Origin of the sequence: Sphingomonas floccifaciens (assembly GCF_042681125.1) — a bacterium.
GTDB classification, from domain to species: Bacteria; Pseudomonadota; Alphaproteobacteria; order Sphingomonadales; family Sphingomonadaceae; genus Sphingomonas; species Sphingomonas floccifaciens.
Genome location: NZ_JBHUFC010000003.1, coordinates 1,016,983 through 1,042,871, shown reverse-complemented (window position 1 = coordinate 1,042,871; position 25,889 = coordinate 1,016,983). Strand labels below are relative to the sequence as shown.

At 64.3% G+C, this 25,889-nt stretch carries 19 protein-coding genes; 14 read left to right on the top strand and 5 right to left on the bottom strand.

Features of this window, described 5'->3' with window-relative positions; genetic code table 11:
• The first annotated feature begins 11 nt into the window (after positions 1–11).
• Together budC and ACFSC3_RS11985 are read left to right on the top strand one after the other, a co-directional pair.
• On the top strand, positions 12–773 hold the full coding sequence (budC, locus tag ACFSC3_RS11990) for a meso-2,3-butanediol dehydrogenase (protein ID WP_380940671.1): 762 nt from the start codon (positions 12–14) through the stop codon (positions 771–773).
• 277 nt (positions 774–1,050) lie between these two features.
• Entirely contained in the window at positions 1,051–1,683 is a 633-nt protein-coding gene (locus ACFSC3_RS11985) for a tyrosine-type recombinase/integrase (RefSeq protein ID WP_380940670.1), read from the top strand.
• 214 nt (positions 1,684–1,897) lie between these two features.
• On the opposite strand, the gene ACFSC3_RS11980 is transcribed toward ACFSC3_RS11985, so the two are convergent.
• Positions 1,898–4,198: a putative bifunctional diguanylate cyclase/phosphodiesterase gene (locus ACFSC3_RS11980; protein WP_380940669.1), complete on the bottom strand. Its 2,301-nt coding sequence runs from the start codon at positions 4,196–4,198 to the stop codon at positions 1,898–1,900.
• A 10-nt stretch (positions 4,199–4,208) separates the two neighbouring features.
• Complete coding sequence (locus ACFSC3_RS11975) at positions 4,209–4,817, bottom strand: cupredoxin domain-containing protein (RefSeq protein ID WP_380940668.1); 609 nt, start codon at positions 4,815–4,817, stop codon at positions 4,209–4,211.
• Between the two features lie 43 nt (positions 4,818–4,860).
• Between ACFSC3_RS11975 and ACFSC3_RS11970 the strand changes: the two genes are divergently transcribed.
• Positions 4,861–5,781, top strand: coding sequence for a DUF3034 family protein (locus ACFSC3_RS11970; RefSeq protein ID WP_380940667.1), 921 nt, complete (start codon positions 4,861–4,863; stop codon positions 5,779–5,781).
• 21 nt (positions 5,782–5,802) lie between these two features.
• Positions 5,803–6,297 (top strand): group I truncated hemoglobin, encoded by a 495-nt coding sequence (locus tag ACFSC3_RS11965; protein ID WP_380940666.1) that lies wholly within the window; start codon positions 5,803–5,805, stop codon positions 6,295–6,297.
• Between the two features lie 735 nt (positions 6,298–7,032).
• Here the strand turns inward: ACFSC3_RS11965 and ACFSC3_RS11960 are convergent.
• Both ACFSC3_RS11960 and ACFSC3_RS11955 read right to left on the bottom strand, forming a co-directional pair.
• On the bottom strand, positions 7,033–11,811 hold the full coding sequence (locus tag ACFSC3_RS11960; protein WP_380940665.1) for a Calx-beta domain-containing protein: 4,779 nt from the start codon (positions 11,809–11,811) through the stop codon (positions 7,033–7,035).
• 405 nt (positions 11,812–12,216) lie between these two features.
• On the bottom strand, positions 12,217–12,792 hold the full coding sequence (locus ACFSC3_RS11955) for an RNA 3'-terminal phosphate cyclase (RefSeq protein WP_380940664.1): 576 nt from the start codon (positions 12,790–12,792) through the stop codon (positions 12,217–12,219).
• A gap of 248 nt (positions 12,793–13,040) precedes the next feature.
• Here ACFSC3_RS11955 and ACFSC3_RS11950 point away from each other — a divergent pair, with 248 nt between their 5' ends.
• From ACFSC3_RS11950 to ACFSC3_RS11920, 7 genes are read left to right on the top strand one after another with little or no spacing between them, the layout of a single operon-like run.
• A complete protein-coding gene (locus ACFSC3_RS11950; RefSeq protein ID WP_380940663.1) occupies positions 13,041–15,761 on the top strand; it encodes a TonB-dependent receptor domain-containing protein in 2,721 nt (906 codons plus the stop codon).
• A 2-nt stretch (positions 15,762–15,763) separates the two neighbouring features.
• Positions 15,764–17,320: an MmgE/PrpD family protein gene (locus tag ACFSC3_RS11945; protein ID WP_380940662.1), complete on the top strand. Its 1,557-nt coding sequence runs from the start codon at positions 15,764–15,766 to the stop codon at positions 17,318–17,320.
• Complete coding sequence (locus tag ACFSC3_RS11940; RefSeq protein ID WP_380940661.1) at positions 17,317–18,252, top strand: DUF8021 domain-containing protein; 936 nt, start codon at positions 17,317–17,319, stop codon at positions 18,250–18,252. The genes ACFSC3_RS11945 and ACFSC3_RS11940 overlap by 4 nt, the downstream gene beginning before the upstream one ends.
• A gap of 51 nt (positions 18,253–18,303) precedes the next feature.
• On the top strand, positions 18,304–19,764 hold the full coding sequence (locus ACFSC3_RS11935) for a carotenoid oxygenase family protein (protein ID WP_380940660.1): 1,461 nt from the start codon (positions 18,304–18,306) through the stop codon (positions 19,762–19,764).
• A gap of 5 nt (positions 19,765–19,769) precedes the next feature.
• On the top strand, positions 19,770–21,083 hold the full coding sequence (locus ACFSC3_RS11930) for a spinster family MFS transporter (protein ID WP_380940659.1): 1,314 nt from the start codon (positions 19,770–19,772) through the stop codon (positions 21,081–21,083).
• Entirely contained in the window at positions 21,080–21,931 is an 852-nt protein-coding gene (locus ACFSC3_RS11925) for a DUF8021 domain-containing protein (protein WP_380940658.1), read from the top strand. The genes ACFSC3_RS11930 and ACFSC3_RS11925 overlap by 4 nt, the downstream gene beginning before the upstream one ends.
• A 20-nt stretch (positions 21,932–21,951) precedes the next feature.
• Entirely contained in the window at positions 21,952–22,728 is a 777-nt protein-coding gene (locus ACFSC3_RS11920; protein WP_380940657.1) for an alpha/beta fold hydrolase, read from the top strand.
• On the opposite strand, the gene ACFSC3_RS11915 is transcribed toward ACFSC3_RS11920, so the two are convergent.
• Positions 22,717–23,157, bottom strand: coding sequence for a MarR family winged helix-turn-helix transcriptional regulator (locus ACFSC3_RS11915; protein ID WP_380940656.1), 441 nt, complete (start codon positions 23,155–23,157; stop codon positions 22,717–22,719). The genes ACFSC3_RS11920 and ACFSC3_RS11915 overlap by 12 nt on opposite strands.
• Positions 23,158–23,740: 583 nt before the next feature.
• Between ACFSC3_RS11915 and ACFSC3_RS11910 the strand changes: the two genes are divergently transcribed.
• The 3 genes from ACFSC3_RS11910 (at position 23,741) to ACFSC3_RS11900 (ending at position 25,695) form a co-directional block, all read left to right on the top strand.
• On the top strand, positions 23,741–23,869 hold the full coding sequence (locus ACFSC3_RS11910; protein ID WP_380940655.1) for a hypothetical protein: 129 nt from the start codon (positions 23,741–23,743) through the stop codon (positions 23,867–23,869).
• Positions 23,870–24,407: 538 nt separating this feature from the next.
• On the top strand, positions 24,408–24,803 hold the full coding sequence (locus ACFSC3_RS11905) for an RNA-binding protein (RefSeq protein WP_380940654.1): 396 nt from the start codon (positions 24,408–24,410) through the stop codon (positions 24,801–24,803).
• Positions 24,804–24,918: 115 nt separating this feature from the next.
• A complete protein-coding gene (locus ACFSC3_RS11900) occupies positions 24,919–25,695 on the top strand; it encodes an FRG domain-containing protein (RefSeq protein WP_380940653.1) in 777 nt (258 codons plus the stop codon).
• Positions 25,696–25,889: the final 194 nt, after the last annotated feature.

The window sequence follows — 25,889 nt, the reverse complement described above, 5'->3', positions numbered from 1 at the left end:
GAGATTGCGTGATGGCGCGCTTTTCCAACAAGGTCATCGTCATCACCGGTGCCGCCTCAGGGATCGGCGAAGGCGCCGCGCGCCGCTTCGCTGAGGAAGGCGCGATGTTGGTGCTGGGCGACATCGACAAGGGCGCGCTCGACAAGCTGGCAAGCGAGCTCGGCGGTACGGTCGAGGTCCGCGAAACCGACGTGTCGGACCGCGCGGCGTGCGAGGCGCTCGTCCAGGCTGCGATCGATCGCTTCGGTCGGATCGACGTGCTGGTCAACGACGCCGGCGTCGATCATCTGGGCAAGGTCGATGAGGGTGATTTCGCCGAATTCACCAAGGTGATCGAGACCGACCTCTACGGCGTCGTTCACATGAGCCGCGCGGCGATCCACCATCTGCGCCAATCGAAAGGCTGCATTGTCAACGTCTCATCGGTGTCCGGGCTGGGCGGCGACTGGAACCACAGCTTCTACTGCGCAGCGAAGGGGGCGGTGAGCAACTTCACCCGCGCGCTGGCAATGGACGAAGCCAGGCACGGCGTGCGCGTCAATGCGGTCAATCCGTCGCTCACCTACACCGCGCTGACCGCGGGGATGAAGGAACAGCCCGAGCTGATCGCCAAGTTCGAAGAGCGCATCCCGATGGGCCGCGGCGCCGAGCCTGCCGACATCTCGGGAGCGATCGCGTTCCTGGCGAGCGAGGACGCGCATTTTGTGACGGGCGTGAACCTGCCGGTCGATGGCGGCCTTACCGCGTCAAACGGGCAACCGCCGCTGTCTTAATAAATGTGAGGCGGGCCCATGCGCCCGCCCACTATTCGGTATTGGACCATGCCGCTGGCGCCAGATTCATAAAGGGCAAATTGCTCAAGCCGATGGAGTCACGCCGCAGCAATTGACCCATACCCGGACGTTCGAAGCCACCTGCCTGCCCCCCAACTTCGGAAACTCATTCATATCAATTCCGGGCTACCGCCGGTCAATTAATCACATCTCTAAACCGCAGGTTTACCGTGCCTTCGTATGCTCATTTGGCAGTCTGGTTCGGTGGAGATGATCAATGGGTCACTCGTCGATAGATCCCGCCTTCCGCGAACTTCGACCTTGGAACGAAGGCCGGCTCATTGGTGCGAAGCGCGCGCTGAAACAGCAACAGGTATGGGCCATTCGCTTCTGGCTCGACCAGCATAAACGACTTCGCGACCGAGCGCTGTTCGACTTTGCGATCGACAGCAAGCTGCGCGGTTGTGATGTGGTCAGGGTGCGGATCGGAGATGTCGTTTCTGGCGGGCGCGTCCGAGCCCGCGCTGTCGTGGTTCAGCAGAAGACCAGACGGCCGGTGCAGTTCGAACTGATGGACACCGCACGAAAGACGATGCGGGCATGGCTGGAGCGTCGCGGCGGAACCTTGAACGACTTCGTCTTTCCAAGCCGGAACGACTACATGGCCCATATGAGCACGCGGCAATATGCCCGCCTCGTGCACGAGTGGGTCGTCGGCATCGGCCTTCCGGCTCAAGATTACGGGACGCACTCACTTCGGCGCACGAAAGCGTCGATCATCTACAAGGCGACCGGCAACCTCCGCGCCGTTCAGATCCTCCTCGGCCATGCCAAGATCGACAGCACAGCGCGCTACTTAGGCGTCGACGTTGAGGACGCTTTGGAATTGGCCGAACGCACCGAGGTCTGATCGGACCCAATTGCGGTCACTCGCGGCCTCGTTTCGACTTCCGAATTTCTGCCATTCATTAATTTTGGCAACATAGCAGCTGCGCCCCGGCTCCGCTGGCTGCCGTCCGGCTCTCCCGACAATGATCGGATCTGGTATAGCATGCCGCCGCTAACCCGGCGCTTGTGGCGGAGTGGCATTAGCGATCAGTCCGTTAAGATGAGAAAATGAGCTATCAGGCAGATATTCGAACCGTTTCGTCGGGGGCAAAGAGCATATTCTGAACCTCGGTCTCTGAGATAGGCTTGCTGAAGTAATAGCCCTGGATGTGGCTACAGCCCTGTTCGCGAAGGATATCGAGCTGGTCGATATTCTCGACACCCTCGGCCGTCGTCTCCATGCCCAGCGCCTCGGCCAGGGTCGTGATCGACTTGATGATCGCCTTGGCACCATCGCCGTTCAGCAGGTCGATGATGAAGCTGCGGTCGATCTTGATCTTGTCGAACGGGAAGGCGCGCAGATAGCTTAGCGAGGAATAGCCAGTGCCGAAATCGTCGAGCGCTACGCGGACGCCCAGCGCGCGCAGGCTGTGGAGCGAGGCGAGCGTTGACTGCGGATTGTCGATGAACAGGCTTTCGGTGATTTCCAGCTCCAGCCGTTGCGGCGGCAGGCCGCTTTCCGACAGCGCCTGGAGGATCACGGCCGCAAGCCCCGGATTGCGAAACTGGACCGGAGACACATTGACCGCGATCCGCACATCGTCGGGCCAGCTACGTGCCACGCGACTCGCCTCGCGGATTACCCACTCACCAATCGGCACGATCAGGCCGGTATCCTCGGCCAGCGGAATGAAGTCGACAGGCGATACCAGTCCGCGCGTCGGATGGTTCCAGCGCAGCAGCGCCTCGAACGCCGACACACGGGTCTGCGACAGGTCGAACAGCGGCTGGAACATCAACGACAGCTGTTGCCCTGCAATCGCGTCGTGCAAGTCGATCTCCATCTGCCGGCGCTTGCGCGCCTCGGCATCCATCGCCGCCTCGAAGAAGCGATAGCCGCCGCGGCCATCGTGCTTGGCACGATAAAGAGCCAGATCGGCATTCTTGGACAGCGCGACCGCGTCCGGTCCGTCCTCACCCAGGACGGCAATGCCGACACTGGTGCCCGGCACGATCCGATGGTCGTTGACGACGCAAGGCTCCGCGACAACGCGGATCAGTTCATGCGCCAGTCGGTCGAACGTCCGGTGATCCTCGAACAGGACCAGTGCGAACTCGTCACCGCCGAGCCGCGCGACGAACCCGTCGCCAGCGAAATCGCTTAGGCGGCCGGCGATTTCGCAGAGCAGTCCGTCACCGGTCGGATGGCCGAGCGTGTCGTTGACGGCCTTGAACTGGTCAAGATCGAGGCAGAATAGCGCCTGACGCCGTCCGCTGGCGACGCGAGCGAACGCGGTCGCAAGATATTCCCGCAGCAAGACCCGGTTGGCGAGGCCGGTGAGGCCGTCGTGCAGCGCCATGTGGGTGATCTGCCGCTCACGCGCGTCGATGTCGCCGACCATGCGGTTGAAGCTGAGCGCCAGCGCGCCAAGTTCGTCGCGGGTCGTCACTGCGACCTGCGTATAGTCGCCTTTTGCCGCGAGCGTGGCGGCAGCCTTCAACGCGACGATCGGGCGAGAGATGCGACGCGCCAGCACGAAGCTGCCCGCTCCGGCCAAGCCGATGCCGACGACGCCGCAGCCGAGCAGCAGCCAGAGCATGGGCCGGTAATCGGCAAGCGCTTTGGTAACACTGTGTTGCAGGACCAGCATCTGCGGCTCGTCATGACGGAATGACGCGATCGGCGAGGCCTGGATCAATAGCCGCTTGCCGTCGACATCCTGCTCGGTCGTCACACCGCTGCGCTGCGCAGGTGTCAGCGTCTTCGCCGGCACGATCTGCGGCGCAAGATCGATCGACGACAATTGCCCCAGTCGCGTCATCTCGCGCGCATCGAGCAAGTTGCCGAACACGACCCACCCCACCGTTACCGGCGCCTTCACCGCCGATGCAGCGGCGTTGAGGCCGACGTCGCCAATCCGCAGCACGCCCCGCGCCCGGCCGTCCTCCAACGCGGTCAGGAGGTCCTCGGCATCCTCTTCCCCGATCCTGCCGCGATAGCCGACGATGCCGCCATCGACGCCGACGAAGAACGCCTGGTCGAGCCGAAGCCGATTGCGCAGCGAATCGAGTGCCGACGCGATCGTCGGCGCGTCGCCCGTTGCGACCGCGCTGCGAAAGCCGAAGTCGGATGCGAGCACCGTACTCGCGTCGCCCAATTGGGCGTAGCGCATCTCAGTGACGCGATCGAACACCTTCGCGCTGGCCGCCATCTCGCTGCGGATCATGCGTTCGGCATTGCGCCGGATGCCGGCCTGCGCACCGATCAGGATCAGGCCGACGGCGAGCGCGAACAGGGTGCTGTAGAACAGCGTCAGCTTGGCCGACAACGAACCGCCGATCACCGCGGCGAGGCGGCCAGATACTAGGCGACGCACGGGCATCGGTTCAGCGAAGCGTGACGGTTATGCGCTTGGCGATGTCTCCGCTGGCGGGGACATTGAGCGGGAAGCTCGCTTCGTTCTGCTTTGCCTTTAGGCGCGGGTGCCAGACCGTGAGGACCGCCCTGCCCCCGGTCACGTTCGCGACACGGGTATCGCCTGCCGCCGCGGTCTTGCCGGCGAAGGGCGTGTCGACGACGCGGATAAAGCCCGACATCGCGTCATGGATGTTGCATCCGAGCGCGACGGTGCCCGGTGTCGTGAAGGTGTAGGTGCGGCTCTGGTCCCGGCCGAACAGCTTGAGCTCGAACTTCGCGGCCTTGGAAAAGCTGTAGACATGGTGCCGGACCTTGTCCTGGTTCGGAAAGGCGACCGTCGCACCAATCGGCACGATCAGCGTCCCCGGATTGAATGCGATATTCTTCTGGACCATTTCGCTGGCCCAGGGGAACCGGATCGGACCTGCCGGCACGCCGGCGGCCGGGTGGATGGCGACGACGGCATCGGGAACGGGCTGGCCGTTCGCATCGACGACCCGGACGGCGACCGTACCAGCCAGGGCGGGCAGCGGAGCCGACAGGGCGGCGACGATACAGAGCGCGTGAAAGGTTCGCATCCCGCGCGGTATCGGCGACAGGCGTCAATTCCAGGTTAAGGACGTGGCGATTAAGACCATGTTTACCAACCTGCGTCAGACAGCGGGCATGAATACTCGTGCCCTTCTCTGCCTTTCCACGCTCTGCGCCACCGTCCTCGCGCTACCGGCCGCGGCGCAGGGACTGGGCGCGCCCGGCAAGCTGCTGCTGACCAACGGCATCAGCACGATCGAGGGCAGCGCCGGCGGGGGGCTGACCCCCTGGGCCGTCATTGCGGGCAACGCTACCAGGGACGGGATTGGCGGCCAGGCGAGCGCGACGATCGCCGCGCTGCCCGATTATGACTTCATTAGCCTGTCCGCGGCGATCGGTGCCTGGGACCGGGTCGAGATCAGCGTCGCACGGCAGGTGTTCGATACCAACCGGGTCGGCGGCGCGCTTGGCCTCGGCAACGATTTCAAGTTTGATCAGAACGTATTCGGCGCGAAGGTCCGGGTTGCCGGCGACGTCGTCTACGACCCTGCATGGATGCCGGCGATCGCGGTCGGCGTGCAGCATAAGGATAGCCTGGATGACGCGATCATCCGCGCGGTCGGTGCGAGGCATGGCGCCGGGACCGATTACTATGTCACTGCGACAAAGCTGTTCCTCGACTGGTCGCTGCTCGCCAACGTGACCGTGCGCGCGACGAAAGCCAATCAAGGCGGCCTGCTCGGTCATGGCGGTGCGTTGGGTGATGCCCATCGCCTGCAGGTCGAAGGCTCCTTGGCCTACCAGTTCTCCCGCCGGCTCGTGGTCGGCGCGGAATACCGCACAAAGCCCAGCAACCTGGCGATCGCCCGCGAGGACGACTGGGCCGATGCCTTCGTCGCCTACGGCCTCAATCGCCATGTCACCGCGACCATCGCCTACACCGAGCTCGGGTCGATCGCGACGTTCGACAAGCAGCGCGGCATGCTGTTCCAGCTGCAGAGCAGCTTCTAACCTCTTATCTGGAGCCGTTCGATGTTCATCGCCGCCGCCCTCGCCTTAACCCTGCTCGCCGCTCCGCAACAGACTCCCGCGCCACATACCATGCCCGGTGAAGAGGCGGTCGATCCCTACACGGTCGATCCGTCCAATGCCGGCGCACGCCCATTCAACGGGGATGCGATGGCACGTGCGTTCCACGGCCAGGACGGTATCCGGCGCATCGTCGATCGCTTCGTCGCGAGCAACTTCGCCGATCCGCGGATTGGCGAGATCTTCACCAACCAAGACCGGATTCGGCTAAAGCGCACGCTGTTCGAGCAGTTCTGCTACATCCTCAACGCCGGTTGCGCCTACACCGGCCGCGACATGAAGGCGGCTCACAAGAACATGGGCGTGCAGCAGAATGACATGAATCGTCTAGTCGAGAATCTTCAAGCGGCGATGGGAGCGGAAGGTGTCGCCTTCGCAGCACAGAATCGGTTGCTCGCGAAGTTGGCACCAATGAGAAAAGTCGTTGTCGAGAGGTAAGACAATCATCGAATGGCGGGCTTTGACCAATCTAAGCTTTGACCGCGACGACCAGAAACTAAGTATAGCCGGTATGTTTGCTTCGTCACCGTCGTGTGACTTTGGAAATGGCACGCGTTTCACCCAGGCAGGCCAAGATCGACAGCATAGTGCACTACTTACCCGCTGACGTTGAGGACGCTCTGGAGCCGGCCGAACGCACCGAGTCTGGGCAGAACCACAATCGGCCATTAAGTCGCTACTCCCGCTTCCGATAAGCGGTCATTCATTAACTATTGGCCACGTGCGGCCGCTTCCGCAATTCGGGCAGTCCGAAAGCCGCAATGCGAGTTTCGCTGCCTGCTCGTTGAGAGCACCACTGCTTTAGAAGTGGGGCGTCGACGACAAGGCCCACATCCGGTCTGGGCACGCCCGACTGAGCAATTGCGTACGGTGGCGTCCGAAGAACGGTCCTTTTCCGCGGATGAGCGCAAGCACCCCACCGCCAATCCCTCGCAACGGTCATGGCACTCATTTAGCGTTCAGAATGTCGAAAGCTGACGTATCGTTCCGAATGAAACGACCAGGGTCGCCGACAAAGTCGATTAGCTAGCTATGCATGGTGACGCTGTCACTTACGCCTGGCGCACCGCGCAATGGTCGCAACAACGATACGGTTCATTGCGCCCCCAGTGCCGGGTGGCTTCCGGCCGAGCCGATCTCGCCACCCGGTAAGAGCGTGTCTTGCAAGCGAGGTCAAACCGCGTAGGCCAGATCCTGTGCTTGCGGCAGATACGGCGCGAAGCCGTTGCCGAACCGGTCGAGCAATGCGGGGGCGAAGTCCGAATAGCCATCGGACGCTACGAACACCACCGCCCGCACGTCGCTCACGCCGAGCAAAGTCACCGACGCCCCCTGCGTAAATTGCAGCGTGACGTCGACGATGCCGTCACGGTTGACGTCGCCGTACGTCGCCTTCGACAGCTGCACGCCGTCCAGCACGATACGATCTTCCATGACGTTGAAGTCGGTGATGACATCCGCCCCGTCCGCCTTGGCGAAATGGAAGCGGTCGGCGCCGCTACCGCCGGTCAGGGTATCACTGCCCTTGCCGCCGAACAGCACATCGTTGCCGCTGCCGCCGTCGAGGAGGTCGTTGCCGCCGTCGCCATATAGCACGTCGCGATCCGCGCCACCGAACAAGCGGTCGTCGCCATTACCGCCGACCAGCAAGTCGTGGCCGGCAAGGCCGGTCAGCGTGTCGGCACCGTTGCCGCCGGCCAAGTAATCCTCGCCCTCTGTACCAATGATCGATCCCGCGCCGTTGCCGCCGACGACCTTCACGCCATCGGCGACCGCGGTCACCGTTACGTCCACCGTCGCGGTGCTCGTCAGCCCACCCGCATCGACAATCGTGTAGGTGAAGCGGTCGCCGGTGGTGGTACCGGTGACCAGCCCATCGAACGAATCGCCGTCGGCGACGTAGCGCAGAGATTGGCTGGCGGGGTCGAATACGACCGACCCGCGCGTGCCGGTGACGTCGACCGAGCGGATCGTCGGCGCTGGCCCCGCGTCCGGATCACGATCGTTGCCGAGCAGCACCGACCACAGGTTCGCGCTCGTGGCATCCTCGTTCACCGAGATGCGGTCGCCGACCGCGACCGGAGCTTCGTTGACGTTGGTGACCGCGACGGTGAAGGCCGCCGTCGTCGACAGGCCGCCGGTGTCGGTCGCCCTGCCCACGATCGCGAAGCTCGCATTGGCCTCGTAGTCAAATGCGGCGGTGGTGGTAAGGACCCCGGTCCGGGCATCGACCGCGAAGCGCCCGCCGGCATTGTCGACAAGCGTATAGGTCAGCGTGTCGTTCGCGGTGTCCTTCGCCGAGAGCGTGCCGACGACCGCGCCGGCAGGCAGGTTCTCGGCGACCGTCGTCGCGCTCAGAGCAAGCGCGGTCGGCGCGGCGCCGAGGAACAGCAGCGCAACCTGCGGATCGTGATCGGTCAGACGGCTGCCGCCGAATTGCGAGTTGAGGTGGACCGCATCGTAGCGGGCACCAGGCATCAATCCGCCGGTCACTAGGATGTTGTCGATCTGCTGAGCGTTCCCCTCGAACATGTAGCTGTAGCGCTCTTCCGCCGGCAGCAGCGTGTTGAGGTTGGTGAAGACCCCACCCTTCGCAGCGTCGGTCAGCGTCGTCAGCGCATTTTCGAAATAGAAGCCGTTGAAGTCGCCCAGGACGGCCATATTGAGCTTCGGATCGGTCGCCAGCTCGGCGTTTACATATGCCTTTACCGCTTCGGCCTGCGCTGTGCGCTGGGCATCGCCTGCCGCCGTAGGGGGCTGGGTGCTACCCCACAGGGCATCGCTGCCGCCACGCGAGGTGAAATGGATATTGATCGTGGTGATCGTCTGCCCGGCGAATTCGAACTGCGCGACCAGCGGCTTGCGGCTGTTGGCGAAGGCGTCCGCGGTGATCAGTTCGGCGCTACCGGTTACGTAGCTGACCCGGTCGAGGTTGTAGAGATAACCGTTGCGGATGTTCCCGCCCGGCTCGCCGCCGGTCGACCCGGCGGTGGTCGGCGCGACCTCGACATAAGCGTAGCGCAGTCCCGAGGTAGTAAAGATCGCATCGATCAGCCCCTGCGCCGTCACAGTGCCGCTCAGGTCGCTGCCCGTACCGGCTCCATCGGCATCCTGTATTTCCTGCAGCGCCAGGATGTCGGGCGCGCGCAGATTGTAGACGATGTCGGAGGCGAGGATGGTGAACTTGCCGTCGCCGGGATCGAGGTTTTCGACATTGTATGTGGCCAGGCTCAGGAAATTCGCATCGCCGCGCAGGCCCGTGACCTCCCGCTCCAGGGTCGCGTCGCGCGTGATGGTCACCGCTTCGGTGACGACGACCTCGTACACGCCGAACGCATAGTTGACGACGCCCGTCACATTCGAGAGCCGGTCGCCGATCGTGTAGTTCGGCGCGAAGCCGGCGAAGACGCCGCTGTCGTCGTCGATCTGGATCTTCTCGGGATTGTAGTCGATCGTACCATCGACATTGGGGGCGATGGTGATACCGCCGCGGTCGTTCATTCCCGTCGCGCCGACGCCGTGCGACACGACCACGTCGGTCTCGCCGAAATTCGACGTGTTCGATACCGCCTGGGGCGTGTCGAGCGTGACACGCATCCCCTCTAGCGATTCCCAGAAGTCGATGCCGTCCTGAGTCGGGTCGAAGCTCTTCAGCCCGTCGTTGTCGATTACCTGGCTCGGCGGGAGGACACCGTTGACGCCGATCAGCACCGCGGCGGGCAACGCGTTGCCCTGGCTGACCACGGCGACCTGCGGCGTCGTGATCTGGGTGACCGTCAGGCTTCCTGCACCGCCGAGAAACTCGCTGACGATCCCGCTGACCCGCGCCTCGTCTCCCACCGCCACGGCGGGCGCCGTCCCGGTAAAGACGAAGATCGCGTCGGACGTCGCCGCGTCGCCGTCGCCGACTGCGGACTGGAGGAAGAAGCCGTTGGTGTCGACCGCGGTCACCACGCCGTTCGTGACGATCGACTGGCCTTCGTAGGCCGACCGGTGCCCCGCCCCCTGGATTGCCGAGATCGAGAGCGCGATCGGATCGTCGTTGACGATCGTGCCGATGGCGCTGCCGTCGACGATGCTGATCTTGCCGACCGGGTTCGACAGGGTGAGCGACAGCGTCTCGTTCGCCTCGCCGACGGTGTCGCCACGCACCGGAACCATAACCGTCGCGCTCGACGCCCCGGCCGCGAACGTCAGCGTGCCGCGGAGCACCGCAGCGGAACCGAGATCGGCGGCATCGGCGGTTCCATTCAGCGCGATCGCATAGTCGACGCTGGCGCTGGAGCCCAGCCCCCCGGCACGGCGGACGGTAAAGACAAGATTGGCGGTGCCGTCGTCGCCCTCCTTCACGCTCGCATCGCCGGCGCTGACGAGGCCGGTACCGCTGTCCGGAATAATGGTCTGGCCGGGGTTCAGCGAGCCGAAGCTGGCCGGGGCGCTGCCCTGCCACGCGAAGTCGGCGCCGCTCGCCCCCTGGCCGCCAAGTTGCAGCGACTGACCAACCGGATCGCTGCCGCCCTCCGACACGCCGATATCGGTGCTCGTCACCCCTGCGGCGGGCGTTCCCGGCGCGGCAGTGAAGACGCCCTCATAGCTCAGCAGTTGCACGACCGTGCCATCGGGCGCGATCAGCGCGACACCGTCCATTTCGCCGTTCTGCAGGCCATTGGCCGGGAAGCTGAACGCGAGGGCGCCATAGCCCAGCCCTTCGTCGTCGATGACACCCGACAGCGCGACCGTGCTGCCATAGGTCGGCGCCGCGCCTGGCAGGTTACTGCCATTGTAGAGGACCAGGCGGTAGCCCGACAAATTGGTGCCCGCGACACCCGCGATCTCGATCGCCTCGCCGACGTCGGCGCCGGCGTTGTCGTAATGGATTTCGTTGATGAAGACATTGGCGGGCGGTGCTGGCGGTGCGGCGTCGTCATTCGTGATCGTCCCGACCGCGACCGCATCGCCCAGCGTCGCGCCGCCCGTGGGATCGCTCAACCGTACAGCGAAGGTCTCGTTCGGCTCGAACGACGCATCACCGCGGATCGGCACGCGGATGTCCGCCGTCGTCTGGCCGTCGGCGAAGGTTACCGTTCCGGCGAGCGCGATACCCGCGCCGAGATCGGTCGCGTCAGCCTCCCCGGCGCCACTGCCCAGTACGACCGTGTAGGACACAGCGACGGCGCCGTCACTGCCACCGCTGCGCGTGACCTTGAAGATCATGTCCTGAACGCCCGCCTGCCCCTCGGCCAGCGACGCGTCGGCAATATCAAGGAGGCCCGGCTTGAGCGTCGGCGGCGGCGGCGTGACGGTACCCGCGATCGCCTTGATCGAAACATTGTCGATCGCGAGGCCATCGTCAGACCCCGACGCATCGCTGTCCTTCCAACGAATCCAGAAGGTCTTTCCGATGTCTATCAGGCTGGCCAGCTGAACCGTCGCGCCGATCGCCGTGCGATTAGCCGCAGCGTTGCCGTCGAGCGCACCGGTCGTGCCCGTTGTTACCGGGGAGGCGAAGTCGAGCGCATCGACGTCGTTCCAGGTGCCCGTCGTGAGGCTGGTCGCGTCGAAGCTGATCTGGAAGTCGAGTCGGTCGGATCGCCCCGCCGCGCCCAACCGCCACTGTTCGCCGGTGTAGGCGATCTCGAGCGCACCGATCGCTGCGCCGGTTCCATTTGTGAACTGTGCGCCGAACAGCGGACTGTTCGTACTGCTCAGAACCGAACCCAGTGCCCGATCGCTGCTGCCGCTCGCGCCGAAGCTGTAGACGTCGCCGGAATTGGACGATCCCGTCCCTGCCGTGATCTGCCCGTTCGCCACTGCCGACGTGCCGGTCTCGACGACGTACCAGCCGGACGGAAGCGTCGTCGAGCTCCCGGTGGTAATAAGCGAATCGAATGTCTCAGATGACGCTTCGTTTCGCTTAAGCTCGATGAACCCGCTGCCCGTCAAACCCGTCATCATACCCCCCCAAAAAATCAGCAGCGCCGTGCCGAATCGATCCGCTCGCGGCGCGTTAAATCACTATTATGACGGGGAAAAGAAACGCCTCAAGATCGGAGAGAGACATGAATATCAGGTCTCCCTTCCGCCGGCGCCGCCTCTGGATTGGCGGGCTCGACGTCTGCCGCTGCAAAATTGCTTGGTCCACGACCTTCCACCAAAGGCGCGTCGCGTTGGCGAGCGAGCAGTGGCAGGGATGACTCAATTGCGGCCATTCGGGCTCCGATTTTGCTTCCGAACTCCGGCCGTTCGTTCAGCTGAACATGAGGGTTCTTGATGGACCTAAAGGGGTGAGTGCCAGTGCGCTGCTGAGCGACAACGCGGCACCGTTCCAAAACAACCGCTCGATCATCGCCGCGGCGGTCAGGCTGAGCGAGCCACCGCTGGCGAAGCCGGACGGTCGTAGCAGCTGATTTGCGAGGTACGGCTCAGCGAACGCATCCGAGGCAAGATACCTTCAGCAGCAGGATATTGCCGCCCTTGGTTCTCCGGAAGCTTGCAAACGGCGAACGCTTCCTCTGGCCAGTCGGCGAGCAGCGTCCCCGCATCGCGATCGCGGTCGGTAACGCCGGTCGGAACGGCGGCAACCATCGCCAGCGCCGAACGATCAAGCAACGCGCCGGGATCGAGGAAATCGACCGAACGCAGCGGCCCTAGCGTGATGCGCACTTTGATGCTCCCGCCGCCACTCGGGCAGAAATCAAGCCGCACCAGCCACGCGATACCCGTCGACCCCAGCCGGCAGGCGATTGGCAGGAAGCTGCAGGCGCTGAAGTCGTATGGTGGCACCAGCATTCCGTGCGCGCCGCCGTCGAGCCCCAAGCGCGAGGAAGCATCCGTTGGGGCGAGCGGCATAAGGACGGCCCGCGATACCAACCTATAAATCACGCCAGGCCGGCAGCGACGTCGTGTTCGCCCGGTGTGGCCCGATCGGGGCATGGCCGACACAACTTCCGGCCCGAAAACCTCGCAGCACCGAACACATTGACAATGCCTCTCAGGACGCATAGTTCTTTTTATAGAACTATTGAACCCGAAGAGGTTCGGACGGGAGAGCGATGATGAACGGCACGCGCGTGTTCACCAAATTGGGCAGGGTTACTCTGGCGGCTGGAGTCTGCGTGTCCGCCTTGACCGTCCCTTTCGCGGCAGCGGCAGCACAAGTCGTGGCCGAACAGCGCGCTGAAATGCAAAGCTCGGATACGACCGATGCCACCGTGCCGCAGGCGGCTCCTGCGAGCGATGGCGACATCATCGTCACGGCGACGCGGACCGGCGTTTCCGGAGCGCAGGCGCCGACGCCTACGACGATCCTCGGAGCAGCGGCGATCGACCAGCGCCAGGTGTCGAACGTCGCGCAAATCCTGAACGAAATTCCGGCCTTCCGCGCGACCACATCGCCGGCGGCGAACGCCATCCGCACGCAGACGCCGGGCGCCTCGACCGCAGACCTGCGCGGCCTGGGGGCGGCGCGAACGCTGGTCTTGGTCAACGGCGCGCGCATCCCGCCTCTCGCGCCGGCCAGCAACGGCACGGGTACGATCCCGGCCGCGCCCGACCTCAACATCGTGCCCACCCTGCTGGTCCAACGCCTGGAAGTCGTGACCGGTGGCGCCTCTGCGCAATGGGGGTCGGACGCGGTCGCGGGCGTCGTCAACATCATCCTGAAGAACCGGTTCGAGGGGCTGGAGCTGCGCGGCCAGACCAGCATCAGTTCGCGCGGAGATGCCGGCCAATATCGTATCGGTGCGCTTGCCGGCTTCGGCTTTGGGTCCGGCGGACATGCCGTGTTCGGTATGGACTATGTCAAGAACGATCAGGTCGGCGATGTCTACACACGCGGCTGGGGCTTCAACGAATATGGACGCGTCGCCAACGCCGCGTTCGCGACGAATGGCCAGCCCGCCAGCATCATCACTACTAACGTCCACGCCGCGACGTCTCCGGGCGGCCTGATCACCGGTCCGGCCGCCTTCACGCTGCGCAACTATGAATTCACGTCGGCCACCACGGTCGCGCCGTTCGACCTGGGCGGTATCCGCAACGCGACGTTGCAGATCGGCGGCCAGGGCCAGTCGCTGGCAAAGGGCGTGTCGCTGGCCCCGAGCGTCGAGCGGCTGAACCCCTATGTCCGCGTCGAATATGCGCTCGCCGACGCCCTGTCGCTGTACGCGGAGGGGTCATATGCGGTGACGATCGCGAACCTCGCCACGCTGCCGCCGCGCGATGCGGCGATCACGATCCAGCGGGACAATCCCTTTATCCCCGCCGTCGTCCAGAACGCGCTGGGCACATTGCAGAGCTTCACCATGTCGCGGGTCGACTACGACCTGGGCAATGCGCTGGTGAAGGTCACCAACCGGACGCCCTATGCCAAGATCGGCGGCTTCGGCGAACTGGGCGGTGGGTGGAAGTGGGACGCGCACGTCAGCTGGGGCAAGAACCTCTATCGCAACGAGGTCTCGAACAACCGCATCCTGTCCAACTTCCGCTTCGCGACCGATGCGGTGCTGAGTGGCGGGCAGGTCGTCTGCCGCGCGACGCTGCCCGGTGCAGCCTTCAATGCCGCGGCAGCAGGCTGCGTGCCGATCAACCTGTTCGGCAATGGAACGCCTTCGGCAGCGGCGCTCAACTACGTCCGCGGCCAGTCTTTCATCGGGTCGGAATATGAGCAGAAGACCGCGGCGTTGAACGTCAACGGCACGCCGTTCTCGACCTGGGCCGGCCCGGTCGCAATCGCGGTGGGTGCGGAGTATCGCGACGAACGCCAGGTGGTCACCGCCGACGCGATCGCCGGCGTCGGCGGCTTCGAAACGTCGAACGCCGCGCCGTTCCAGGGCAGCTTCAACGTAAAGGAAGGCTATGTCGAGGCGAACGTACCGCTGGCGCGGAACGCGCCCCTGTTGCACTCGCTCGACCTGAACGGCGCGGTGCGTGTCGCGGAGTACAGCACGGCCGGGACGCAGACGACGTGGAAGGTCGGATCGACCTGGGAGCCGTTCGATGGGCTGCGGTTCCGTGCCAGCCGGTCGCGCGACATCCGCGCCCCCGCCATCTTCGAACTGTTCAGCAACGGGGCGGCGACGAACCTGCCCGTCACCGTGAACGGCATCGCGGCGAGCATTCCGCAGAATTCCACGATCGGCAATCCCAACCTGCGGCCGGAACGGGCCGACACGCTGACCTTCGGTGCCGTCGTCGAAGCGATCCGCGGCCTGACCGTCAGCGTCGATTACTTCGACATCGACCTCAAGGATGCGATCACGACCGTCGCAGCGAGCACCGCCGGGCCGCTCTGCACGCTGGGTCAGTCCTATTTCTGTTCGCTATTCACCTTTTCGGGCAGCACGCCGGTGCAGTTCCGGTCGAACTACATCAATGCAGCGACGCTGCGGACGCGCGGTCTCGACATCGCGGGCAATTACCGCCTGCCGCTGAACAGCCTGCGCGACGGATGGAACGGCGCCCTGACGATCGGCTTCACCGGAACATACACCTTCGGCTTCGACAGCAATCTGGGCAACGGTTCCGCGACGATCGACTATGCGGGCGACAACAGCAATGTTGGCATCGCCAAATTCCGGTCGAACACGTCGGTGACGTATGAAAGCGACGGCTTCTCGCTGACCGGACAGGTGCTGACGCTGTCGGGCGGCGTGATCGACCGGACGGCGGATCTCAGCGCTGCGACCTCGGTCAACACCAACCGGGTGCCGGCCGTCGCCTACGTCAACCTGCAAATCAGCCAGGACGTCGGCAATCGCTTCCGCCTGTTCGGCGGGGTCAACAACCTGCTCGATCGCGATCCGCCGCCGCTGCCTTCGGCGACGCTCTTCACGCTGACCAACGGCGCCTATTACGACACCATCGGTCGGGTCTTCACCCTCGGCGCCAGCGTGAAGTTCTGATCGTGACGCGGCGCGGCACTCTCGATCGACGCAACTTCGTCACGGCAGCGGTGCTCGGTGCCGGCGGTGTGGCGACGGCGCCTGCGGCGTCCGCACAGATCGCGACAGCGGCCCCGGGGACGCTGGCGCCGCGCCGGCTGCCGGGCACGAGCACGACCGATGGCGGCGTCGGCTTGCGGATCGCCGCTCATGTCGCCGCCGCGCGCTATGCCGACATCGACGCCGACAGCATCCGCGATGCCAAACTGCGGCTGATCGACGTGATCGGCTGCGCGATCGGCGGACTGCGCGGCGAAGGCGGCGCGGCTGCCGCGGCGGTGATCGGCGGCACCGGCGGTGGCCCGGCCAGTGTTCTCGGAACAGGGCAACGGGCGGCGCCGCGCGACGCGGCCATGGCGAATGCCCTGCTCGCGCGCACGTTCGACTTCGAAGTGATGACCGTCGTCGTCGATGGCACCCAGGTGCCGTCGCACCATGCCCCGACGACCGTCATGAGCGCGCTGGCGATGGCCGAGGCGCAGCGCGCCGATGGCAAGACGTTCCTGACCGCGATGCTGGTCGGCGACGATCTCGCGGCACGCACGCTGGCAGCGTCGGGCATCGACTTCAACGACGGGTGGGACGGCGTCCCGCTGCACGCGACGATGGCGTCGGCTGCGATCGCCGCGCGCCTCCTGAAGCTTGACGCGGCGGCGACCCGGCACGCTTTGGGGATGGCGGTCGACCAGATCGGCGGCACCGTTCAGAGCATCTGGGATGGTGCCTCCGCCTGGAAGGTCCAGCAGGGCAATTCCGCCCGCAACGGCATCCTCGCGGCTGAAATGGCCTCCGCCGGCTGGAGCGGGATGGCCGATCCGCTGCTCAGTCCATCCGGCCTCTACGCACAGTTCACGCCCGGCTGTGCGCGGCCGGAACTCCTAACGAAAAATCTTGGCCGCGACTGGCACGGCGAAGTCTATTTCAAGCCGTGGCCGTCGTGCGCCGCCAATCACCCCGCGATCGAATGCGCGCTCGCCTTGCGCGCGAAGAACCGCATCGACCCGGCAGTGATCGACGCGATCCGGGTACGGGTGGCCCCGCACGTCCTGAAGCTGTTCATCGCCAAGCCCCTGCAGGAGGGGCCGTCGCCCCATTCGCAGGCCAATTTCAACATCCGCTTCGCCTGCGCGACGGCGCTGCTGCGCGGCGATCTGACGCTCGAGGATTACGAGGCGACGCGTCGCCTCGATCCGGCGCTGGCAAGCCTGATCGACCGGATCACGCTCGAACCGTTGCCCGCGGGCGGCAAGGGCGTGATCGTCGAGGTCCGGACCGTCGATGGCCGAACGATCACAGAAGCCCTGCCGGGCAAACCGCGCGGCTATCCCGATGTCGCCGGTTCAACGCGGGCGCAGATCGAGGCGAAGTTTCACAAGCAGGTCGCCTATGCGGGGACAGTGTCCGCTACCGCCGCGACCGCCATCCTCCAGCGCATCGATGGCATCGACCGCGAACCCGACATGGCCGCATTCGCTCGTCTGCTCGCCGACACCCTTCGTTTTCCGGAGACCAAAGCATGATCGCCGATCCGGTCGCACCGACCATCGTGACGCGCGCCGCGCTGCACGACATGATTTCGCTCTACCTCGACGCGCTGGTGGCGCATGATCCGTCACGCCTGCCGCTGACGCCCGACTGCCGCTTTACGGAAAACGGCGTCGCCATCCCGCTGGGTGAGGCTCTGTGGCACACGATCGACCGGCTCGACAGCTACCGTGTCGACTATATCGATACCGATGCCGGAGAGGCGGCGAGCCATGTCGCCTTCGTCGAGAACGACCTGGCAGGACTGATGGCGTTGCGCCTGAAGGTGGTGGAGGGCCGCATTGCCGAGATCGAGACGGTCATTCACCGCGGCGCGCCCATGGCGCTGTCGATGCCGCCGGTCGATCCGATCTGGTTCGAGGCGGAGGCGCCGGAAACCCGGCTGACCCGCGCGCAGCTCGCGGAGGAAACCGAGAACTATCTGCGCGCGGTGTCCAGCAGCGACGGCAGCAAGGTGAAGTTCAATCCGAACTCCGCCCTGCGATTGGAGAACGGCACGTTGATGGCGCTGGGACCAAACGACACGTGGCCGCACCCGCTGAAGCCGATCGAGGATCAGGACAGCTGGTTCGCCGCCGTCCGCTCGACGCTGGGCATGCCGCCGGGCGAGCAATTGGACACGGGCGTCTACGGTTTCATCACCAGCTACGACAATGCGCGCTTTCCGCTGATCGACGTCAAGCGGCAGGTCGTCTTCGGCGTCTGGAACTTCCGCCGCCGCGGCGACGTGAAGGGCGTGACGCTGAACGGCAAATACTATCCGCACATGGAACGCACGCAGTTCCCGAACGAGAACCTGCTCGGCCAGGCGTTCAAGTTTCGCGACGGCGGAATCACCCGCGTCCAGGGCGTCTTCCTGAACGCCAACGTCTACCGCGCCGGGACCGGCTGGGATGCGCCGCGCTGAAACGGCGCCGCCACCACCATCCATCCCCTTTCAGATCGAGTATCGCCAGCCATGTCGCAGATGTCGGATTTCTTTGCGCCCCAAGCCTTTGAGGCCAACGTCGCCGAATGCCCGGTCGAAGGAAAGATTCCTCCGGGCCTGAACGGCGCCTTCGTCCGCGTCGGCGGGGACTGGGCCTATGCGCCGAAGCATGCCGACGATTCCGTGTTCAACCAGGACGGATATGTCAGCCGCTTCCGCTTCCGCGACGGCAAGGTCAGCTACAAGGGGCGGTGGGTCGAAACCGAGCGCTACCGCAACAATCGCGCCGCGGGCCGCCAGCTCTACGGCTATTATCGCAACCCCTATGATTGCGAGCCAGCGGTTGCGCATGTTGCAGAGCCGTGGCGCAACACTGCGGCGAACACCAGCGTGGAGGTCCATGCAGGTCGGCTGTTCGCGCTGAAAGAGGACGCACGGCCGATCGAGATCGACCCGATCACGCTGGAAACCCGCGGATTCCACGATTTCGACGGCGGATATTCCAGCCAGACCTTCACCGCGCATCCCAAGATCGACCCGGTCACGGGCGAAATGTTGACCTTCGGCTACGAAGCGACGGGCCTCGCGAGCGACGACCTGTTCTTCTACGTGATCGACCGGGCCGGCCGCGTGACGCGCGAAACGCGGTTGAAGGTGCCCTATGTCAGTATGATTCACGACTGGGCGATCACCGAGAAGCACGTCATCTTCCCCGTCTTCGGCTATGTCACCGACATGGAAAGACTACAGGCCGGCAAAATCCACTGGACGTGGGATTCGACGGTGCCCACTTGGTACGGCATCCTGCCGCGCGACGGCGAGGCACGCGACGTCCGCTGGTTCAAGGGACCGAACCGCGCCATCGTCCACACGTTCAACGCCCGGACGGTCGGCGACACGGTGATCCTGGAAGCGCCGATCTTCGAGACCAACCCCTTCCCCTTCTTCCCTTTCGCCGACGGGTCGAAGTGGGATCCGGTAAAGAGCCGCTCGCTGATCCGCCGGCTGACCTTCGACCTGAATTCGAAGGACGATGGCTGTTCGGAGGAAGTCCTGTTTCCCGGCCAGGCGGTCGTCGACCTGGGCCGCGTCGACGAACGCTTCATGGGTCGCGATACCCGCTACGCCTACACATCCTTCAACGACGATACCAAGCCGCTGGACCGCGATCGCGTCGGCACCGGCGTCCGGCGGATCACCAACAGCTACGGCATCTTCGACCTGAAGGATCGGACGATGCGCTCGTTCTTCGCCGGGCCGACCCATGCGCTGCAGGAAGTGACCTTCATCCCCCGCCACGCGGGTGCCGACGAAGGCGACGGCTGGCTGCTCGGGACCGCGAGCAACTATGCCGAGATGCGGACGGAGCTGGTCATCGTCGATGCGCTCCATCCGGAAGACGGCGCGGTGGCCCGCGTCATCCTGCCCTTCCGATCCAACGTCCAGGTGCACGGGCGCTGGTACGGCGACGATCAACTCGATTTCGGATGACTGACATGACGCCGACATCCCCGACCGCTTCCCCCGGTGCCGCCGACACCGGATCGGCCGAACGCGCGTGGACGCCGGTGTCGATCTACACGCTCGCGGTCGTCACGATCATCTATGCGCTCAATTTTCTCGACCGCACCATCCTCAGCGTCGTCCTGCCGCTGATCAAGCAGGATCTGCATCTCTCCGACACGATGCTCGGCCTGATCACCGGCTTCGCCTTCGTCTTGTTGTACTCCGGGCTTGCCGTTCCGATTGCGCGGCTGGCCGACCGGTCGAACCGCCGCAACATCCTGGCGGTCGGCTGCGCGGTGTGGAGTGCGATGACGGTCGCGACGGGACTGGTGCAGAACGTGGCTCAGCTCGCGCTCAGCCGGTTTCTGATGGGCGCAGGCGAGGCGGCCGGCATCGCGCCCAGCACAGCGCTGCTGTCCGACCGCTTCGCCGCCCGCGTCCGCCCGCTCGCGATGTCGATCATGACCGCGGGCTCCGGCGTCGCCGCCTTGGTAATGCTGCCGATCGCCGGCCTGATTGCGCAGCATCACGGCTGGCGCATGACCTATTTCGTCGCGGGCGGTATCGGCCTGGCAATGGCTGCGCTGCTGTACCTGACAGTGCCCGAACCGGCACGACGCGGCGGCCCCGTCACGCAGCGGACGCCCTTTGCCGAGGTCTGGGCACAGTTGCGGCAGCTGCGCAGCTTCCGCTGGATCTGCCTGGCCGGCGCGCTGCTGGCGATCAACGCCTATGCCGTGCTGACCTGGACGCCGACATTCCTGATGCGGGTTCATGATCTCGGTCCGGCCGAAGCCGGCGCCAGCTTCGGTCCGATCAAGGGGTTCGCCAACATCGTCGGTGTCATCTTCGGCGGCGCCATCACCGCCTGGGCGGCACGGCGGGACACGAAGTGGCTGCTGCTGGTGCCCGCGATCGGTGCGGCGATCGCGATGCCGGCGGAGATCGTGTTCCTGCTGTCCGACGACCTGCCGATCGCATTCACGGGCTTGGCCATCGCATCCTTCGCCGGCGTGATCCATTTCGGCCCGACCTATGCCGCGCTGGCGGCGATCGTGCCGCCATCGATGCGCGCCACGACAACGGCGATCTTCCTGTTCTGCGTCAACATGGTCGGCCAGATCATCGGCCCGCTGGCGATCGGCTACCTCAACGATCGCTGGGCCGGCAGCCTGGGCGAGGACGCCATTCGCTATTCGATGATCCTGGGCGGCATCTGCGCTTTCCTGGCCGCGCTCATCCTGACCTATGCCGCCCGCCATCTGCGGCACGACATCGCCCGATACGAGGACGCCACCGCATGACCGAATTCGACCGGCTGCACGCCATCGCCGATCGCTATCGCACCGCCTATGTCGCGCATGATCCCGCGCAGATGCCGATCAGCGCACGGGTGCGATTCAGCGAGAACAACGTCGCACTGCCGTTTCCCGACGGCACCTGGGACACGGTGGCCGAGGAACATGGCCCGCCCCTGACGCTGGTCGACACCGTCCAGGGGACGATCGGCATCTTCACCGCCATCCGGATGCTCGACGTGCCGGCCTTCCTGGCGGTGCGGCTGCGCGTCGAGGGGGATGAGATCGTCGAGATCGAGCATATCGTGTCCACCCGGCGCAACCTGTCCGGGCCGCCGACACCGATCGGTCCGGTCGAAACCTTCCGCCACGATCCCGACCTCGACCGGCCCGTGGCGGACGACGAGATCATGTCTCGCGAGGCGCTGATCGGCATCGCCAACGGCTATTGGTCGACGCTGGAGAACAACACCGGCGAGATTCGCGACACGGCATTTTCGCCCGACTGCACCCGGTTCGAAAACGGCATGGCGTTTCCGGACGTCGAACGGCTGTTCCGCCTGGGCCGCTACCGCTTCAACGAACGCGTACGCGACCGTGACTTCGTCGTGATCGACGAGGCGCGAGGACTCGTGATGAGCCGCGCCTTCATAGACCACAAGGGCGTGCTCGATCGCTACACGCTGACCGACGGGACGGAGATGGAGTCGATCTTCCGCGAACCGCACAGCTGGAGCGTGCTGGAACTGTTCAAGATCAAGGCCGGACAGATCACCGCGGTCGAAGCGACCTTCATCGCCGTACCCTATTACATGCCATCGCCCTGGACCCCGTCCGCGCGCTGGCCGGCCTGACCTGATCGGAAAGCCCTGACATGCCGTACATCACCCATCGCGGTTGCCGTCTGAACGTTGTCGTCGACGGGCCGGAGGACGGATCGCCGATCCTTCTATCCCATTATCTCGGCGGCGACCTGAGTACGTTCGCGCAGCAGTTGCCTGCTCTTGCCGGCCGCCGCGTCATCCGGTTCGACTCGCGCGGACACGGCGCGAGCGATGCGCCCGACGGCGAGTATTCGGTCGACATGCTCGGCGAGGATGCCCTGGCGATCCTGGACGCGCTAGGCATTGCACGGGCCGATTTCCTGGGCGTCTCGCAGGGCGGGATGACCGGCATGTGGCTCGCCGCGCGGCATCCGCAACGTATCGGCCGTCTGGTGCTGGCCAATACGACGCCGTTCATCCCCAACAAGCCGATCTGGGACGAACAACGTGCGCGGGCGCTGGCGGAGGGGATGGACGATATCGCCCACGCGACGATCACCGGCTGGCTGGGCGACACCTTCCGCCGGGTCCATCCCGAACGCGTCGATGCGCTGGTCGCCGTGATGGCGCGCATGCCGGCGCAGGGCTATGCCGGCAACACCAGCGTCCTGCGCGACGTCGACCTTCGCGCCGAGCTCTCCGATATCACCGCATCCACGCTGGTGATCGGCGGCGCGGACGACGGCCCGCGCGGCGCCGCTATCCCGGTCATCGCCGCCGGCGTGCAGGATGGCCGGTATGAGATCCTGCCAGAGGCGGCGCATCTGAGCCACATCGAGAACCCGGCAGCATTCAACGCCGCCGTCAGCCGCCAACTAGCCCTCTGATCGCGGCATCTCGCTGTAGAGGCGCAGCAGGTCGAGCAACTCGGTCATCTTCTCCTCGCCCATGTGCGCCTCGATCCGGGCGCGGATCGTTTCGTGGCGCGCAATCAGGTCTTGCGCGAAGGCCTCGCCGGCAGCGGTCAACCACAGATGCTTGATCCGCCGATCCTTGCTGCTCGATGATCGGCGGACATATTTGCGGGCGACCAAGCCCGAAATTTGCGGCACCAGATTGTTCGGCGTGATCCCCATCAGTGCCGACAGCGCCGACGGCTGACAGCCCGGATTGGCTTGGATCGTCATGATGATCGCATATTGCTGCGTGGTCACATCGAGCGAGGCAAAGACCTGCGCGAACACGGTGTCGGCAACGCCGACAGCCCGGCGCAAGCGAAAGCCGACCGCCTGATCGAGTTGCGGTGCGAGAACCAACTCGCCCCCCGGGGAACGCCTTGATCGACCGGTGTTCCCGAGAAACATGTTTTCCGGTTCGGCAGAGATCTCGGCACCTATTATTCGGTTGCTGTTCGACGGAGGATTGTCGGTATTGCCGATCTTTGTCCAGCATCCTGATTTCGTACCAAAGCCGGCGCTTCAGCCGCAGCAGGGGGCGATGGTCGAGGCTATGGCTTGGCCCCGCGTGAAGACCGGAATGCGTGACTCGTCTTGACTGACTGACAGGTAGCTCGAGCGGCTGCGGCCCTTTTCCCGAGGAGCCGTGGCAAGCCTCGGGTGAATGACCGTCGGGCGTCGTGCGGTATCGTCTTCGTTGATTGCAATCGGCTGCGCCGGCGAAAAGCGTCTTGCGCGCATGGTCCTTTAACGACGCTGTACAGCCGAACTCACTCACCGGCATGATCGAGGGGCCGGCACAGGATGCAGAACTGAAGACCGCAATGGTCGACGCCCTCACTACAACGCGCGCCGTCCGGCATCGAGCCTATGGTTATTACAGGGAGATTTGGCCGCCTGATCGGACGTACCGAATGCCTGCCTCGGCGAAGGCAGGGGCGGCATGCACGTCAAGCTCCATGCCGTCGCCGACGGAAACGGTTGCCCCTCTAGCTTCTGCATGCCCGCCGGGCGGCTTAGCGACTACACCAGTGCGGAAACGCCGCTGGACGACATGCCAAAAGTGCAGTGAGTGCTCGGCGACCCCAGCTGCAACGCTAATTGGTTCAGGGACGCTCTTCAGGCCAAGAGCATCCAGACTCGCATCGCCGACCGGCGACCACGCAACGAGCGGGATGGGACGGATAAGCGCCCATCGTTGAGCGCAAGCGACCCGTCCGCTGCGACCCAAACCCGGTCGTTCAGGCCTCCATCCCGGCTCCCCGACTTCTGCCATTCATGCATGTTTTGGATTGGTCTTGATAGCCCACGGCGCTCCCGATGCTAAACAGCGAGATTTGGGCCATTTCTGCCGTTTGCGAGCGCCATGCCGATGAAAGGTTTTGTCACGAGCCGTTCAGTGCTGCCCGGGCGACAATCGCAGGGCGATCGAAATTGGGCCAACATCGTCGGATATGGGCCGGGGTAACCTGACCTGATCGACTCCATGATCATTCAGGCTGAGACACAGCGCGAAAGCTCGCTGCCGGGCTCGAAATTGCGCTCACGTCGCCGTATGCGTTTCGCCTTCGACTACACGCGGGGGCAAAAAAATGGCATATCAAAGGTTTATGTCTAAAGCGGACATCGAGACGCTGATCGAGGCAGAGCCGTTCGCAAAAGGAACAGCGCGCCATGCGTATCGGATGAAAAGCGATACGAACGCCATCGTGAAGAAATCAATCCAGCCGCGTAACTACAGCAACTTCTTGGAATGGACAATCTGGCTTGGGTCAGAACCGCACCCACAGTTGGAAAATGTCCTCGGCCGTTGCCACTGCCTCAGCGTGACGGGTGAGTACTTAATTATGGAACGGCTCGATGACATCGAAAAGTCGGACTATCGCTTGATCCGTGATGTCCCGGCGTGGTTCAACGATACCAAACCGAGCGCATTCGGCAAGCGGAATGGCGTGATCAAAATCCGAGATTATGGAATGGTCCACTTCGCCGAATTGCTCAATTAATCGCTAGTCAAGCCGCCGGCATTTGCGCTTAACGCAAGAACGCAAGCCGTAATGGGCGGATCAACGAGAGGCTGTCAGTGACCGATGGGATTAAGAGCGTCGACGAGTTAGTCCGGTGGGTTTTCGAGACCCGCCAAGGCCGGGCGACGTTTCCTTCTTCCGGGGTCATTCGAACGCTGATAAATACAAGCTGCAGCCGTTCGCACTCCGGACCGATGCTGCGCGGGTAGCGGAGCCCCGCAAGTTCCGGGACCTCATGATCGCTAGTCCACACGACTTCCGTGAGGACAAATCCACCTTTGAGCGCGTCAGCCGGATGCAGCACTACGGCCTGCCCACGCGCATGCTGGACACTTCAACCAACCCGCTGATTGCACTCTGGTTCGCCTGCCGCTCAGGCACCGAAAAAGTTGGAGAGGTGATCCGTCTCACGATCGCGCGCGACAAAGTGAAATATTACGATAGCGACACCGTCGCCTGCCTCGCCAACCTCGCGCTCCTTGATGACGCGGTCCGGCAGCAGATCAATACGAGTCTGGATCGCGACGCCTTCAATAAGACGATACCAGTCATCAAGCTCCTGCACTTCATCCAGGAGGATAAGCCCTATTTTCGTGACGTCATCGACCCAGCGGATATCGATCGGGTGCTCTGCGTCCTTGGTCGTCACAGTCACGACCGCGTCGCGGCGCAGTCGGGCGCCTTCTTGCTATTTGGCCGGGATGCCATTCTTCCGGAAGAGGGAGACGCTGATATCGCCATCCGGCGGATCAAGATCGCGCACGGTCACAAGGACAAGATCATCAAGCAGTTGGACACGTTAGCCATCAACGAGGGCACCGCGTTCTGCGACATTGACCGGCGCGCAAAGTATATAGCCTTTCTCAACTGACAGACGGCGCCAATCGGACGGTCCGCTCGCACAGTGGGCTGGCACTCGATCATGTGCGAACGGCCGCATCCGGTAAAAGCTGAGCGAGTGCAGGTGGTAGAGAAGGGGCGCGTTGCGGTCTGGCTGCTCAACGGGAGGCGAGCGGCCAGTTCCCGCAATAGCTTCCGTTCACGAGCCGTACCCCAAATGGCTCC

Bases quoted from the DNA above. Each gene is read 5' to 3' on its own strand.
- budC (WP_380940671.1), top strand. From the start codon at position 12: ATGGCGCGCTTTTCCAACAAGGTCATCGTCATCACCGGTGCCGCCTCA.
- ACFSC3_RS11985 (WP_380940670.1), top strand. From the start codon at position 1,051: ATGGGTCACTCGTCGATAGATCCCGCCTTCCGCGAACTTCGACCTTGG.
- ACFSC3_RS11975 (WP_380940668.1), bottom strand. From the start codon at position 4,817: ATGCGAACCTTTCACGCGCTCTGTATCGTCGCCGCCCTGTCGGCTCCG.
- ACFSC3_RS11965 (WP_380940666.1), top strand. From the start codon at position 5,803: ATGTTCATCGCCGCCGCCCTCGCCTTAACCCTGCTCGCCGCTCCGCAA.
- ACFSC3_RS11960 (WP_380940665.1), bottom strand. From the start codon at position 11,811: ATGACGGGTTTGACGGGCAGCGGGTTCATCGAGCTTAAGCGAAACGAA.
- ACFSC3_RS11955 (WP_380940664.1), bottom strand. From the start codon at position 12,792: ATGCCCCGATCGGGCCACACCGGGCGAACACGACGTCGCTGCCGGCCT.
- ACFSC3_RS11950 (WP_380940663.1), top strand. From the start codon at position 13,041: ATGCAAAGCTCGGATACGACCGATGCCACCGTGCCGCAGGCGGCTCCT.
- ACFSC3_RS11940 (WP_380940661.1), top strand. From the start codon at position 17,317: ATGATCGCCGATCCGGTCGCACCGACCATCGTGACGCGCGCCGCGCTG.
- ACFSC3_RS11935 (WP_380940660.1), top strand. From the start codon at position 18,304: ATGTCGCAGATGTCGGATTTCTTTGCGCCCCAAGCCTTTGAGGCCAAC.
- ACFSC3_RS11930 (WP_380940659.1), top strand. From the start codon at position 19,770: ATGACGCCGACATCCCCGACCGCTTCCCCCGGTGCCGCCGACACCGGA.
- ACFSC3_RS11925 (WP_380940658.1), top strand. From the start codon at position 21,080: ATGACCGAATTCGACCGGCTGCACGCCATCGCCGATCGCTATCGCACC.
- ACFSC3_RS11920 (WP_380940657.1), top strand. From the start codon at position 21,952: ATGCCGTACATCACCCATCGCGGTTGCCGTCTGAACGTTGTCGTCGAC.
- ACFSC3_RS11910 (WP_380940655.1), top strand. From the start codon at position 23,741: ATGCACGTCAAGCTCCATGCCGTCGCCGACGGAAACGGTTGCCCCTCT.
- ACFSC3_RS11905 (WP_380940654.1), top strand. From the start codon at position 24,408: ATGTCTAAAGCGGACATCGAGACGCTGATCGAGGCAGAGCCGTTCGCA.